Source organism: Streptomyces yerevanensis, from assembly GCF_000716805.1.
Lineage (GTDB): Bacteria > Actinomycetota > Actinomycetes > Streptomycetales > Streptomycetaceae > Streptomyces > Streptomyces flaveus.
The window spans coordinates 45,868-59,595 of record NZ_JNWJ01000075.1 but is presented as its reverse complement, the minus strand read 5'-3'; the positions used below and the strand labels follow the sequence as shown (position 1 = coordinate 59,595).

The following is a 13,728-nucleotide window of genomic DNA, read 5'->3' as shown; positions in this document are numbered from 1 at the left end:
TCCTGGCTCCACCGGGCGAAACGTCGGTAGACCGTCGGCCAGGCCGGGCCGGACACCGGGGGCAACTGCCGCCGGGTACCACCCGAGGCGGCCACGAAGATGATCGCCGCCAGGCACCCGCCGGAACAACGTCCATAACTCATCCGGCACCAACCGTTCCATCAGATCCGTCATGCACGGCTCAACGAACGATCACCCCAAAGGAACGACGTCTCAGCGTCGGGAGAGGCTCCGGGCGTCGGGCACTCGTCTGGTTGGAGCCATCGCGCTCGCCCCCGGCTCCCCACAGATCACCGGCGTGTCGTACCTGTCCGGCGCCGGGTCTGGTGCGGCTCCTGGCCCTTCCCGCCGTGGCGGGCCGCCGCCGTGCCGTGGCTGACTCGGCCGACCACGCCGCGGCCACCCCATGCGTAGGCGCCGGAGGCAGCCTCCGGCGCCTACGGTCAGGGCGCAGTGACATATGGCCGTGTGGGGGGCCGTTGCCGGCAGTGGTGAAGCGATTTTCGTGCCGGTGGCCCGGGGACCGGCTGTAGTGGCCGGACCCCAGCGGCAGGGGCGTCAGGCGTCAGCTGTCAGGGAGTCGTCTTCTGGGCGAGCTCCGGTGAGTTGGTGGCGGGCCGCTGTCAGCGCGGCGCCGATGTCGCGGGTGCTGGTGGCGATGCACAGGGTGTAGGAGATGTCGTCCAAGCGCTGACGTGCCTCGGGACCGCCTTCCTCGGCGTTGAGCGCATGCAGGGTTTTGTACTGCTCGAGCAGGTCGGCGAGGACGGCGGGGTGGGCCATGAGCATGGGAGCTGCTCCTTTCACACGAGGTGGAGGCTGAGGGCCTGTGAAGCAGTGGCCGATACCTGGTGGGCGTGCGAGGCGCTGTCCATGTGACGGGACAGCAGGCGCCGAGACGCGCCTCGACGCGCCTCTGGGAAATGACCGGTTCCTGGGCGATGCGAGCTTGGCTCGTGTCCTGCCTCCAGCGCTTGCCGCTCGGGCCGCGGCATGGGGCCGACCGCTCGCCGGTCGGCAGCGGTACCGGGGGACCTCACAATGGCGCTGGGTGCCATCGCGTCCGCTGCTCATCGAGTCTGTTCTCCTCCCGTCGCACTGTGGTCGGACAGCCGCGGGGTGGGCTGGACGGCGCACACCAGAGGGCAGCCGATTCTCGGCCGCCCCCGTGGTGGGCCTGCGATCCCAAGCACCCGCCGGGCCGATTGCCCGCGCCGCAGGGACTCAAACCGTACCCGCCGCCCTCGCCCCAGTGCCGTCACCAGGCACTCTGGCTACGAGCCCCGGCCCGGCTCATGCTCGGTCCGGGTCCCGGTCACGGAGGCATGCCCGCGCATGCTGATCGACGGGCCACGGGCGTCGATCGCGGCGTCCAGCACTGCCCAGGGCCGGGGTGCGGCTGCGGAGTGCTTCGACGCCGGCGACCGCCGTCGAAGCACTACCGCTGCCTGCTTGCCCACGGCAGCCTCTCCGTCCCGGCCAGGACCGAGGAGGTTGCCGTGGGCGACCAGCCTGAGCACGCTCCCGCGACTGGCGCGGGACGTGTCAATCCCCGCGCTCGTCCACCGGTGGCAACTGATCGTCCGACACGACGTGGACCGCGGCCTCCTCGGCACCCGCCGCTCCGCCGTCGATGCCCCGGTCACCGGCGACGAGTTCCTTGGTGGTGTCCGTGCGCGCGCCCTCGTCGGGCGCCACAAGACGGCCGGCGCGGCCCGTGCCGGCCTCGGGGTCGCGTGGTTCGCCCTCGCCGTCGGGCACATCGCCGACATCGTCTCCGGCCGGCTCCTCCACGTCGAGAACCTCCTGCCCCAGCCTCTCGTCGAGGGACTCACCCTCATGCTGCTCGGCCGCCGTGATGCCCGCTTTGGTGACACCCAGCGGCTTCTCCGGCGGGGAGTAGCCCTCATCCAGCATGTCGTCGTACGTGCGCTCGTCCACCGCGTCCTCGAGATCCAGCGGAGCGGTGTCCTCCTGCTCCTCGTTGCTGCCAGTGGGCTGATAGACGTCGTCCGCCATGTTCTCGTCGCTCATGTCCGCCTCCCGGCCGGTGATCGGTTGGTGCTGCCCGTGGGGAGTACCGAGTACCCGGCGTGTGATGCCTGGCGCGGTCCCGGCATGGCGCCCCGTCCACGATCACGTGCAGATCACGAGCCACCGTTCGCAGCACTACGGCGTCGAGATGCCCCGGCCAGGGCGCGCCGACCGCGCGGGGCGTACCTGCCGGACCACTTGCCCTCGGCCATCGAGCTGGTGGAGGGCTGGGACGCGGCGGGCACTCTCAATGGGTTTTCTGCTGTTCACCGAGGACGAGGACCTCGGTGCGCTGAACCTCTGCTCCCACAAGCCCGGCGCCTTCACCGAGGCCGGTGAGCTGACCGGCCGGCTGCCGGCCTCCCACGCCGCGGTCGTCTTCTCCAGCGCCCGCACCCAGGCCCGACTGGAACGGTCTTCACCGCTGTTCAGGTGAGCATGGGCCCGCCCGCGTTTCCGGTCGAAGGCGGCGGGCACTCGGCCCCGCATGAATCAGAGTCGTCGCACCCCGCTCATCGACAGCTCACTCGCCGTCCTTGCCAAGGGGTACGCCTGGCTGCCCGACCGTCGGCGCCGTACCACCGCCCCCGTGGTGCGCGCCCGGGTCATGGGACAGCACGCCGTCGCCCTGCACGGTCCGGAAGCGGTGCGGTTCTTCTACGACGAACGGCATGTGGAGCGCGGGACGGCGCTTCCCGGTCCGGTGCTGAGCACACTGTTCGGGCACGGAGCCGTGCACACCATGGACGGCCAGGAACACCGCGTACGCAAGGAGATGTTCCTCTCCCTGCTCACCGGACCGGAGGCAGTCGCCGGTCTGGTGGAATGCGTCGCCTCGACATGGGACGAGGCGGTGGAGTCGTGGCCCGGCCGTCCGTCGGTGGTCCTGTTCGACGAAGCGAGCCGCGTTCTCACCCGAGGCGTCTGCCGGTGGGCCGGCATCCCCCTCGACGACGCGGAGGCGGAGTCGGTGGCCCGGGACCTGGTCGCCATGGTCGACGGCTTCGCCACGCCGGGGCCGCGCCACTGGCGGGCGCGCCGTGCGCGGTCCCGCAGCGAGGCGTGGCTGGGACGTCTGGTCGAGGACGTACGGGACGGGGCCGCCACCGCGCCGACCGGGTCTGCGCTGGATGGTGTCGTCCGGCACCGGGACACCGACGGCCGGCTCCTCGACCCGCACACGGCCGCGGTCGAACTGCTCAATGTCATCCGTCCGACCGTCGCGGTGTGCTGGTTCGTCGCCTACGCCGGTCATGCGCTGCGCCTCAGGCCGGACATCCGGGAACGGCTGGGCGAGGACGACCCCGCGTACGCCGTGGCCTTCGCCCATGAGCTGCGGCGCTTCTACCCCTTCGCCCCGTTCCTCGGCGGCCGGGCCGTCACCGATCTGGAGTGGCAGGGAGAACCGATCCCGTCCGGCGCTTTGGTCCTGCTGGACCTGTACGGGCAGAACCACGACCCCGACCTCTGGGACGCTCCGTACACCTTCGACCCACAGCGCTTCCTGGAGCGGCCGCCCCATCGCGACGAACTCGTTCCTCAAGGCGGCGGCGACCGCACCACCGGTCACCGCTGCCCCGGTGAGGACGTCACGATCGCGCTGCTGCGCGCCCTCGGGCCACGGCTGGCGCGCCTGGAGTACGACGTGCCGGAACAGGACCTGAGGATCCCGCTGAACCGCATCCCGGCGCGCATACGCAGCGGATTCGTCATCGAGGCCGTCCGTGTACCGGCGCCCGTTCTCAGCTCCGGGCGGGCAGCGGGCTGACGGCTGCCCGGAGATCGGCGTCTCGCGGGGGGCCACCGTGTGCGGGCGCGGAACCCGCACACGGCCGGGTGCCGGTCAGGCGCCCCGCCCGGTCAGGGCACCCACCGGACCACGACTCATCCGCCGCCCGGCGGTCACGGCCGCTCCCGCCAGCACGGCAGCGGCAGCCGTCCTGCGCATCGCGGTCCGCCGCCGTCCGTCCCAGCCGCCGTGCACCGCCCCCTCCCCGGGAGCCGGTACGTGCAGCGTGCCGTGGGTGGCGGGAGCCTCCTCCTCGTGGGACAGATGGGTCTTGCCCGCCTGTCGTGCCATCGCCCGCTCCGCGATTCCCGGTGTCCTCCGGGACTGGCGTACCAGAGCGCGGCCCGCGGGGCCGACGACCACTTCACGGCGTGGGTGGCGGACCAGATCCACGACGGCCCGGGCGACCCGCTCGGGGCTGTAGACGGGAGGCATGGCGACCACCTTGCGCCCGGTGTAGTTGGCCGCCTGCTCGAAGTGCGGGGTGTCGATGGTCGCGGGCATCACGGTGCACACCTGGATGCCCTTGACCCCCTCCACCTGCAACTGCTGCCGGAGGCTCGACCCGAGCCCTTGGACGGCGTGCTTGGACATGCTGTACGGATGGCTGTACGGCTGAGAGGTGGCACCCACGACGGACGAGATGTTGATCAGCGTGCCCGTACCCTGTCCCCGCATCACCGGCAGAGCCGCTCGGGCCCCGTGCACGTAGCCCATGACATCGACGTCCAGGACCTTGCGGAAATCCTCCAGCGGCACGTCCTCGAAACGGCCGAAGGCGTTGACAGCCGCGTTGTTGACCCAGACGTCGATCCGGCCAAACTCCTCCACCGCACGCCGCGCCAGCTCCTCGACCGCCCTGACATCAGTCGTATCGGTCGGCACGACCAGCGCTCGTGCCCCGCGATGCTTCTCGCACTCCTGGGCGGTGGCCCGCAGCGCCTCCTCGCGGCGCGCGGCCAGCACCACGGCGCATCCCTTGCGGGCGAAAGCCTCGGCTGTGGCACGCCCGATCCCGCTGGACGCTCCGGTCACCACCACTACGTGGTCCTTCAGTCGCATGTCGTACCTCCTCGGGTCGTCTGCTCGAGCCGGACGCGTCATGTCCGGCTCCACCGCCGAACGGGTACCCCACATGGGCAGATGATCGCGGTGGCCGCACAGCTCGCCGCGGCGCACTGTCAGCGTGGGATTCCGCATTGGAGGCCGGTCTTCGGGTACTCAGGGTTTGCTCGATCGCACCAGGGCCCGCCTTTCGCAGAAGGAGTGGCGTATGACCGTCCCTGACGAGAACCGTCCGAAGACCGGGAAAACCGACGACACGTCCGTCGCAAAGCCTGACGAGGAACGCCGTTCGCAGCAGAAGCAGGAGAACCAAGGGGCCGGGCGCTCCATGCGGGAGGCGCTGGACGAGGCAGACATCACGCCGGAGGACTACGAGGAGGAGTAGAACTCGGCCGGTCGCGGACGCAGGTGACAAGTCCCCTGGCCACGCGGCCGGCCAGCGACCTCGCCCGGGGAGCAGCACGCCGACGAGTCGGCCGAGAGGCTGAAGAAGTCGCGGCGCACATGCCGTCGCGGCGTCGGCGCAGGCGTACGCCTCACTCCCCTTCAGGGGGGTGCCCGTTCCGCAGCATGCGCAGCACGGCCCGTTCCGCAGGTCCCTGGGTCGCGGGGATGCCGTAGGCGCCCTCGTCGCCGAGGTGCGGCAGCGCGGCGGCGACCGTCACGCCCTCCTCGAAGAGTTCGACCACCCGCGGGTTGATGTAGGAAGCCCGGCAGACCGCAGGTGTGTTGCCGAGGTACCCGGCCACCTCTCGCGCCGCCCGGGCGATGGCCCTGCGCCGGGCGGTCTCGCTGCGCGCGACAGGCTCCGAGACGGCAAGCGCCACGGCGGCCATGACGGTGGCATGCCAGGTGCGGAAGTCCTTGGCGGTGATCTCCAGGCCGGCCAGTTCCTTGAGGTACGCGTTGACGTCATGACCACTCACGTCATGCCAGGCGCGCCCCTCCCAGTAGGCAAGGAGCCGGTCGCCGCCGCCCCGGCGCCGCAGCAGCGCGGTGAGGCTACGGCAGGCGGCGGGGTCTGCGACCGTCTGGGCGATCTCCTTGCCGTGCTTGCCGGTGTAGGTGAACAGGACCGCACCGGCGTGGCAGCGGGAGTGTTCACGCAGCAGCGTGGTGAGGCCGTAGCTGTTGTTCAGGTCGGTGTAGCGGTCGCTGCCGATGCGGAAGAAGCCGAGGTCGAGCAGGCGTACGGCCGTGGCCAGGACCCGCTGCCGGGTCAGCCCGCGGTCGCGCAGATGCCCTTCGACAGCCTCCCGTACCGCGGGTAGAGTCTCGGCGACGTCGAGTACGTGCTCGTGCTTGGCCTGCTCCTGCTCGGCACGGAACTGCGGGTGGTACAGGTACTGACGGCGTCCGGCGGCGTCGGTACCGACAGCTTGCAGATGACCGTTGGCCCGGGTGCAGATCCACACATCCCGCCAGGCCGGCGGTATGACCAGCTGCCGGATCCGGGCCAGCTCCCCGGCGTCGCGCAGCGGCTCTCCCCGGACGTCGAGGTAACGGAAGCCGCGCCCGTGGCGCAGGCGGCGGTACCCGGGGTCAGTGGGACGGCTGTGGTAGAGACGCACCGCAACCTCCTCGGACGCACCTGCGGCGATGAAAGTACCGACTCGCCCTGTGCACGGTCCTCCGGTTCCCAGCCGACTCAGTCGGCTGCTTCCCTCTTCTGCTCCCCCCATCTACCTCAGATCGCAGATTCCTGGGGAAAGCCGTGCCCGAAGCCGACGACGGCCGGGTCGAACAAGGCTTGCAGGTCGACCGCTACGTCGGGCGCCGGGCCGGTCCAGTCGAGGGCGCGTGGTACGGAGCGGCCGGGGCGGCGTCCCGCAGGGCGTTCCCGTGCCGCTCCTGGTCGGCGGCCGCCGCGGCGAACGTACGTGCCTCCGCGCGGGCCGGTGACACCAGCCGGGTGCCCGGCACCGGCGGTCCTCCTCGCGGATGCGGGTCCCAGACCAGAGGTGGCCGCTCTGCGAGGACGTCCCGGAGGGCGTCCGCCGCGCCCCGGCCGTAGTCGGAGACCAGGACGGCGGAGGCCGAGCACAGTGCCTCGCGCGCCTCGTCCGTCGCCTCGCGGACACGGCCCGCGCCCCGGTCCAGGCGGACCACAGGGCTGCCCCGGGCCATGACGCGGGTCTTCTCCGACAGCGCGCCGGTCAGCGGCAACTCGATCAACTTCAGCTCCGGGGCGAGGAGTTGGCGCAGTTCCTCGCTCGCCGGGTCGTCGCCAAGACCGGTGATCAGGGTGACCTCGCGGCCGTCGCGGGCCGCGAGGTACGCGGTGAGGGCGGCGCCGCCCGGCCGCAGCCGGTGCGCGCAGTCGGCGACGACGGGCACGGGCGCGTCGGGGGCGAGGCGCTCGGCGGTGCCGGTCAGGTCGCGGTCCAGCAGAGCGTCGCCGACCACGACGAGGGGTGCCTTGCGGTGCATGTCAGCTGCCCTCCCTTGCCAGCGCGGCGTCGAACGCGGCGCACACCATGTGCACCGCCACGAGATGGAGTTCCTGGACGGTGGCGGTGGAGGCGGCGCTCACGCACAGGGACTCGTCGCTGCCCGCCAGCAGGGGGTTCGGGGCCGGGCCGGTCAGTGTCCACACGCGCAGGCCCGCCGCGCGTCCCGTGTGGGCGGCGGACAGCAGGTTGGCGCTGGCGCCGCTGGTGGACAGCAGCATCAGCACGTCGCCGGGGCGGCCGTGGGCGCGTACCTGGCGGGCGAACACCTCGTCGACGCCATAGTCGTTGGCGATGGCCGTCGTGCTGGAGGTGTCGGCGTGCAGGGCGATCGCGGAGAACGCCGGCCGGTCGTCGAGGTAACGGCCGACGAGTTCGGCGGTCAGGTGCTGGGCCTGGGCCGCACTGCCGCCGTTGCCCGCGGCGAGCAGTCGCCCGCCGCCGCTGAGGACGGTGGCGAGTTGCTCGCCCCACCGTTCGGTGACGTGTGCCGAGGCACGGAACGCCCCCAGGGCGTCGAGGAGTTCGTCGCAGTGCGCGGCGACCGGGGATGTCTCGGTGCTGCGGGTGCTCATCACGCCACCTCCGACGGGATCGCGTCACGCGCCGTGACGCGTTGGTGGACCTGTTCGACGCCGTCCGCGACGCGCTGCCAGGTGTAGCGGGCGAGGACGCGTTCGCGGCCGGCCGCGCCCATGCGGCGGCGCGACCGCTCGTCGTCGAGGAGTTCGCGGGTGGCCTCGGCGATCCCCCACGGGTCGCCCGCCGGCACCAGCCGGCCGGTGCCGTGGTCGGCCACGGTGTCCCGGTGGCCGCCGACGTCGGTGGCGACGACCGGTACGCCGCAGGCCATCGCCTCAAGCGGGACGATGCCGAAGGGCTCGTACGTCGGGGTGCACAGGGCCACGTCGGCGCTGCGGATCAGCGCGGGCATGTGGGCCGGGTCCACGGCGCCGAGCAGGTGGACCCGGTCGCCGACGCCGGCGCGTTCGGCCAGGCGCAGCAGCCGCTGTGCCTCCGGTTCGGCGGCCAGCAGTTCGGGCGGCGGCCCGCCGGCCACGACGAGTTCGGCGCCGGGGATCCGGGTGAGCGCGCGGATGGCCTGGTCGTAGCCCTTGCGGGGGACGAGCCGCCCGCAGGAGAGGATCCGGTGCCGCTCCCTCCGTACCGGTGTCTTGGCGCGTGGCCTCCCGGGGCGGAAGTGGTCGGCGTCCACCCCGCACGGCACCACGGAGACCCGGCTGACCGGTACGCCCATGTCGGCCAGTTCGTGCACCTCGTCGGTGCAGGTCGCCAGGACCCGGGCGCAGCCGCGGCCGATCTGCCGCTCGACACCGATGCGCTGGGGCGGGCTGGTGTCCTCGTGGCCCTGGTGGCGCCGCTTGACGGCGCCGAGGGCGTGGAAGGTCTGCACGACGGGGATGCCGTGAGGCTCGGCGCCGGTCTGTGCCGCCATCCCGGACATCCAGAAGTGGGCGTGCACGGCGTCGGGCCGCTCGCGCTCCCAGACGCGCGCGAGGTACGCGCCGAAGGCGGGCATGTACGGGAACAGCTCGTCCTTGGGGACCGGTTCGGGCGGCCCGGCCGGTACGTGCTCGACGACGGCGCCGCCGGGCAGCGGCACCCGGTCGGGCGGGCCGGTCGCGTCACGCCGGGTGTAGACGGTGACGTCGTGGCCGCGGCGTGCCAACTCCTCGGTGAGGCGGGCGACATACACGTTCTGGCCACCGGCGTCGACGCCGCCGAGCGCCGCCAGGGGGCTCGCGTGCTCGGACACCATGGCGATCCTCATCGGCTCACTTCCTTCAGCAGCCGCTCCCAGTCGTCCAGGAAGCGGGGTAGCCCGTAGCGGGCGAGCGCCGCGGCGCGTGCGCCCTCGCCGACCATGCGGGCGTGCAGCGGATCGGCGACGAAGTCCCGTACGGCGTCTGTCAGTACGTCGACGCGGTTGGAGACCACCCCGGCACCCGCCGGCACCGCCTCGGTCACCTCGGTGGTGGCGAGGGCCACCACCGGCATGCCGAGGTGCATCGCCTCCAGCAGGGACAGGCCGAGGGAGGTCCAGCGGACGGGGTGGACGTACACGCGCCGTCGGCCCATCTGCGCGTGCAGCTCGCTCTGGACGAGTTCGTGGGAGCGGCAGCGGTCGGTCGGGACGCCGATCCGGTCGGCGAGCCCGTCGGTCCCCATGCCGAATACGTCCAAGGGGGCCGCGCGGGAGAACTCCGGCAGCAGGTCCGTGCCCGTCGTACGGCCGCGCCGCACCGGCTCGTTGACCACCACGGCCGCCCGGTCCAGCTCACCGGTCCACAGGTGCCCGGGGTCGACGATGCCGTGCTCGATGACGGTCGTCGGGGTGTTTCCGGCGTCCCACATCAGGCGGTTGAAGTGCGTGACGTGGACGAGGGTGGCGCCGGGGATATCGGCGGCCGGGTGGCGGGTGTCGGGGACGTCACCGTGCGGGGCGTTGTGCTCGAGGTACACCAGCGGCGGCCGGCGCCCCAGCCAGCGGTCGACCAGGGCGAGTTCGTGCGGCCGCTGGAGGACCACGGCGTCGATGTCCGCGTCCCGCAGCCGCTCCGGCGGGACTTCGACGACGGAGTCCGGCCAGTCGAAGGTGCGGGCGCGGCCGAGTCCGTCGGGCCCCCGGTCCGGCGTGACGGGGACGACGTAGGTGTGCGGGCCCTGCACGAAGGCCGTGGTCCACGACCCGTGCACATGCCAGATGAGGATCCTCATGACTCCCCCACGAGTTTCCGCACGGCGGCGAGCACATCGAGCACGGTCACCGACTCCAGACACGGATGGCCGGGGACCGGGCAGGTCCGTGCACGGCTGTCCGCGCACGGTGCGGCCTGGTCGCCGAGCAGGACGTACGGAACGCCGTACGGCCGCCGGCGCTCGGCGGGCACCACCGGCGCGAAGAGCGAGACGACGGGGGTGCCGACGGCGGCGGCGAGGTGGGCCGGGGCCGTGTTGCCGGTGACGACGGCGTCGGCTCCGGCCAGCACACCGGCGAGTTCCGCGGCACCGGTACGGCCGCCGAGGTCGAGGCCGTGCTCGCCGGCGACGTACGCGGTCAGTTCCCGCTCGTCCGGGCCGCCGGTGACCACGACCCGGTGCCCGTCCGCGGCCAGTTCGCGCACGGCCTCCGCGCTGCGCTCGCGGCTCCAGGCCCGGGCGGGGACGCCGGCGCCGGGGTGCAGCACGACGTACGGCCCGGGACCGGTCACCGCGGCGGTGGCGGGTGGCGGCAGCACCCGCAGCCGTCCGTCGTCGACCCGGGGGAATCCCGCGGCTTCGGCGAGGTCGAGCGCGGCCTCCGCCTCGTGGGCGTGCGGCGCGCGGTGGTGGCGTACGTCGAGGAGGGAGCCGGGGTAGTCCTCGCTGTCCGCTGCGATGTGCCCCACCCCGGCCAGGCGCAGCAACAGGGCGGCGGGCAGCGGGGATTGATGGAAGGAGGTCAGGATCAGGGCGGTGTCGGCGTCGATCATGTCGAGAAGCTGCTCGACCTCTCCGCGGCCGACGGGCGGGGGTTCGAAACCCACCCAGGGCGCGTCCCAGACCAGGATGTCGTCCACGCCGGGCAGCAGGCGCGCGGCGGGCGCGCCCCGCGGTCCGCACAGCATCGTGACGGTGTCGGCGCGGGCGGCGGCTGCCCGTACGGCGGGCCCGGCGAGCAGCACGTCGCCGAAGCTGTCGAGGCGGGTGACGAGGGCCTTCACGGTGGCCTCCCACGGGTGTCGTAGGCGGTGTCGTAGGCGGCCTCGATGGGCCGCTCGTCAGCCAGGAGGCGGCCCCGCGGAGGCCCTGCCAGGACCGCGCGGACGGCGGTCAGGACGTCCGGCGCCACATGCTCCGCCCGCGCCGTCTCCTCCGGCCGCGTCTCCGGAGCCGGTACGAGGATGCCGTGGGCGCCCGCCCGGTGTGCGGCCTCGACGTCGGCGCCGATGTCGCCGACGACGACGCAGTCGGCGGGCGCGGTGCAGATCCGTCCGGCCGCCCAGAGGATCAGGCCCGGTTCCGGTTTGCGGCAGTGGCAGCCGTCGTCGGGCCCGTGCGGGCACACGGCCCACACGTCGAAGGGGCCGAGGAGTTCGTCGACGCGGTGGTTGACCCTGCGGACGTCGGCGTCGGTGAGCAGTCCGCGCGCGATGCCGGACTGGTTGGTGACGACGCCGGTGCGGATGCCGCTCTCGCGCAGCAGGCCGAGCGCCTCGCGGGCTCCGTCGACCGGGCGGACCCGGTCGGGGTCGCCGTTGTAGGGCACGTCGTGGACGAGGGTGCCGTCGCGGTCGAACAGCACGGCCTTCACGCCGCTCACGACGCCACCTCCTGCCAGGCGGGGGCGCCCCGGTGCCGCCACAGACCGCGCAGCCAGTGCCAGGTCGCGGCGGGCGGGATGAGCGCGCTGGTCACGAGCATGGTCGTCACCTCGTTCCGGGTGCGCGGGCCGGGTGCGATGCGCGCCCACGCGAACTCGCCGGTGCCGGCGGCCCAGCCGAGGCGGCGGCCGCGGCGGCCGCGGCCGTATGGCCGTCGACGAGGAGAGCGGCGGCCGGGTCGTGGAACAGGGCGTTGATGCCAAGGATCTTCATGGGCGGGTCGCTCCGTCCCGGTGGCTGGTGGGGTCAGTGCTCCGGCTTTTGCGGGTGCCGCCGTGACAGCTGTCTCAAACACTTGGAGATAGCTCGGCATGGAACGCCCCCTTATTTCACAGAATGCAATTTTTGCGTCACGGCTGGTTGCAACAGCTGGGGTGAGGGGGGCGGCTGACTACTGGGGTCGAACAATGCTTCGGTCGGTCGGCCGGTTCGTCGAGCGGTGCCGACGGCCCCGGGGACAAGGCGGGCGGTGTCCGGGCCCGCCAGTACGGCGCAGGGCTCAGAGGGGCACGCACGGAGGCCGGCGAAACGCCGGGACAGAGAAGGAAGTCCAGGAGGTTCTGCTCACCAGTCGGCCGGATACGGCCCGCCGCTCACGAGCCGGTCACATACCGCTCGCAGCCGCCCCCGCCGACCGACAGGCAGCTCGCTGCCTGCGCGACCCCAGCAGCCCGCGGCGAAGCCGCAGCATTCCGGTGGCACACCGGCATGCCGGCCGCGGTCCGGGGCGACGGCACGCGTACCGGTACGAGGCTCACTCCTCCAGATCGGCCACCACGGCGTAGTGATCCGATGGCGCCGGCTCACTGGTTCCCGCGAGCGTGGTTCCCTGAAGGGTGACTGGGCGGCCGGGCACACCGGGGCGCACGAGAATGTGATCGATCCGTCCGTCGGCGAGCCACTCGTCCGACCCCACAAAAGCGTTGTTGGTGGTGAAGGTGTGGCCGGGCTGCGCCGGGCAGGTGGCAGCCTAGGCGTCGACGAGGACTTCGGTGAGGGGCAGGAATTCCGGTGCATCCGACCGCGAGTTGAGGTCGGCGGCCAGGATGGGCGGCAAGGGACCGTCCAGAGCGGGATCGGCGAGCAGGTCGGCCAGCGCACGGGTCTGCGCGAGCCGTGCGTCGCCACGGTCGGCCTGCCAGTCCGGGCAGGCCGTCACGACATGCAGGGGACCGGCCGGATGGGCGAAGGTGACGGCGAGGGCGATCGTGGGGTCGCCGCGTCGTGGAGGTCCGTCCGCGCCATCAGGCAACTGATGCCGCCGGTACTCCACAACCGGCCACCGCCCGAGTACCGCCAGGCCGAGGATCGCGGCGTCGGGGGTCGGTTGCTGCCTCGGCATACGGCTCCGGGCAAAGACCGCGTGAAGGCCGAGCCGCGCGGCCATTTCGTCCGCCTGGCTGGTGTCCGACGTGCTCCAGGTCTCCTGCAGGCACACGATGTCCGCTTGCAGCTCGTCCAACGTCGTCAGAATCCGCGGAGCCCGGTCCCGCCACGGCCCGAATCGGCCCCAGACGTTCCAGGTCACTACCCGCATTGGCGACGCTCCCCCATCACGTTTCCGTCACCGCCGGCGTGCCCCAGGCCCGCCCGCCGACGGCGTGAGGTGCTCACCGCGCCCGAGGGAACCCGTTCGCCGGACTCCGGCCATCGCGATGCGGCCCGGGCTCACCCGTCCCGGGCCGCAGTTCGTGAACGAGCCTGCTATGCGTGGACGTGTCCGCGCCGGTGCCCGCGCCCGTGTCCGCGACTGGTGAACAGCCGGTACAGCGCGAGGAGGATGACGGATCCGACGATGGCCGCGATCCAGGTGGACAGGTCGAAGAAGCCGTCGATCGAGTCGACTCCGAACATCACCTTGCCGAGGAAGCCTCCAAGCAGGCCTCCGGCGATACCGATGAGCATGGTGACAATGATTCCGCCCGGGTCCTTGCCCGGCATGAGCGCCTTGGCAATGGCTCCCGCGAGCAGACCGATGACTATCCAAGCGATGATGCCCATGGCA

General features: G+C 72.4%; 14 protein-coding genes and 2 pseudogenes. 3 read left to right on the top strand and 13 right to left on the bottom strand.

What is annotated here, in order from left to right; all coding sequences use genetic code 11:
* Window positions 1-558: 558 nt before the first annotated feature.
* Window positions 559-789: a DUF5133 domain-containing protein gene (locus OP79_RS42740; RefSeq protein WP_033328520.1), complete on the bottom strand. Its 231-nt coding sequence runs from the start codon at window positions 787-789 to the stop codon at window positions 559-561.
* Window positions 790-1,545: 756 nt separating this feature from the next.
* Window positions 1,546-2,034, bottom strand: coding sequence for a DUF5709 domain-containing protein (locus OP79_RS42735; RefSeq protein WP_033328519.1), 489 nt, complete (start codon window positions 2,032-2,034; stop codon window positions 1,546-1,548).
* Between the two features lie 250 nt (window positions 2,035-2,284).
* On the opposite strand from OP79_RS42735, the pseudogene OP79_RS42730 reads away from it, so the two are divergent.
* Window positions 2,285-2,452, top strand: a pseudogene (locus OP79_RS42730) (antitermination regulator); the annotation flags it as partial.
* Between the two features lie 69 nt (window positions 2,453-2,521).
* Window positions 2,522-3,802 (top strand): cytochrome P450, encoded by a 1,281-nt coding sequence (locus OP79_RS42725; protein ID WP_033328517.1) that lies wholly within the window; start codon window positions 2,522-2,524, stop codon window positions 3,800-3,802.
* A gap of 75 nt (window positions 3,803-3,877) precedes the next feature.
* Here the strand turns inward: OP79_RS42725 and OP79_RS42720 are convergent, their stop codons facing one another.
* Window positions 3,878-4,885: an SDR family oxidoreductase gene (locus OP79_RS42720; protein WP_033328516.1), complete on the bottom strand. Its 1,008-nt coding sequence runs from the start codon at window positions 4,883-4,885 to the stop codon at window positions 3,878-3,880.
* A 211-nt stretch (window positions 4,886-5,096) separates the two neighbouring features.
* Between OP79_RS42720 and OP79_RS56225 the strand changes: the two genes are divergently transcribed.
* Window positions 5,097-5,273, top strand: coding sequence for a hypothetical protein (locus OP79_RS56225; RefSeq protein ID WP_169786247.1), 177 nt, complete (start codon window positions 5,097-5,099; stop codon window positions 5,271-5,273).
* Window positions 5,274-5,424: 151 nt separating this feature from the next.
* Here the strand turns inward: OP79_RS56225 and OP79_RS42715 are convergent, their stop codons facing one another.
* The 10 genes and pseudogenes from OP79_RS42715 to OP79_RS42675 form a co-directional block, all read right to left on the bottom strand.
* Entirely contained in the window at window positions 5,425-6,459 is a 1,035-nt protein-coding gene (locus OP79_RS42715; RefSeq protein ID WP_033328515.1) for a DNA topoisomerase IB, read from the bottom strand.
* Between the two features lie 247 nt (window positions 6,460-6,706).
* Window positions 6,707-7,318 (bottom strand): annotated as a pseudogene (locus tag OP79_RS42710) (D-beta-D-heptose 1-phosphate adenosyltransferase); the annotation flags it as partial.
* Window position 7,319: 1 nt separating this feature from the next.
* On the bottom strand, window positions 7,320-7,913 hold the full coding sequence (locus OP79_RS42705) for a D-sedoheptulose-7-phosphate isomerase (RefSeq protein ID WP_033328514.1): 594 nt from the start codon (window positions 7,911-7,913) through the stop codon (window positions 7,320-7,322).
* Complete coding sequence (locus OP79_RS42700; protein WP_033328513.1) at window positions 7,913-9,130, bottom strand: glycosyltransferase; 1,218 nt, start codon at window positions 9,128-9,130, stop codon at window positions 7,913-7,915. Before OP79_RS42700 ends, OP79_RS42705 begins: the two co-directional genes overlap by 1 nt.
* A complete protein-coding gene (locus OP79_RS42695; protein ID WP_033328512.1) occupies window positions 9,127-10,077 on the bottom strand; it encodes a glycosyltransferase in 951 nt (316 codons plus the stop codon). The genes OP79_RS42700 and OP79_RS42695 overlap by 4 nt, the downstream gene beginning before the upstream one ends.
* Window positions 10,074-11,063: a glycosyltransferase family 9 protein gene (locus OP79_RS42690; protein ID WP_033328511.1), complete on the bottom strand. Its 990-nt coding sequence runs from the start codon at window positions 11,061-11,063 to the stop codon at window positions 10,074-10,076. The genes OP79_RS42695 and OP79_RS42690 overlap by 4 nt, the downstream gene beginning before the upstream one ends.
* On the bottom strand, window positions 11,060-11,662 hold the full coding sequence (locus OP79_RS42685) for a D-glycero-alpha-D-manno-heptose-1,7-bisphosphate 7-phosphatase (protein WP_033328510.1): 603 nt from the start codon (window positions 11,660-11,662) through the stop codon (window positions 11,060-11,062). The genes OP79_RS42690 and OP79_RS42685 overlap by 4 nt, the downstream gene beginning before the upstream one ends.
* 106 nt (window positions 11,663-11,768) lie before the next feature.
* A complete protein-coding gene (locus OP79_RS58730; protein WP_425428681.1) occupies window positions 11,769-11,936 on the bottom strand; it encodes a hypothetical protein in 168 nt (55 codons plus the stop codon).
* Between the two features lie 757 nt (window positions 11,937-12,693).
* A complete protein-coding gene (locus tag OP79_RS50780; RefSeq protein ID WP_106972626.1) occupies window positions 12,694-13,260 on the bottom strand; it encodes an endonuclease/exonuclease/phosphatase family protein in 567 nt (188 codons plus the stop codon).
* A 167-nt stretch (window positions 13,261-13,427) separates the two neighbouring features.
* Window positions 13,428-13,724, bottom strand: a complete 297-nt coding sequence (locus tag OP79_RS42675; protein ID WP_033328509.1) for a GlsB/YeaQ/YmgE family stress response membrane protein — start codon at window positions 13,722-13,724, stop codon at window positions 13,428-13,430.
* Window positions 13,725-13,728: the final 4 nt, after the last annotated feature.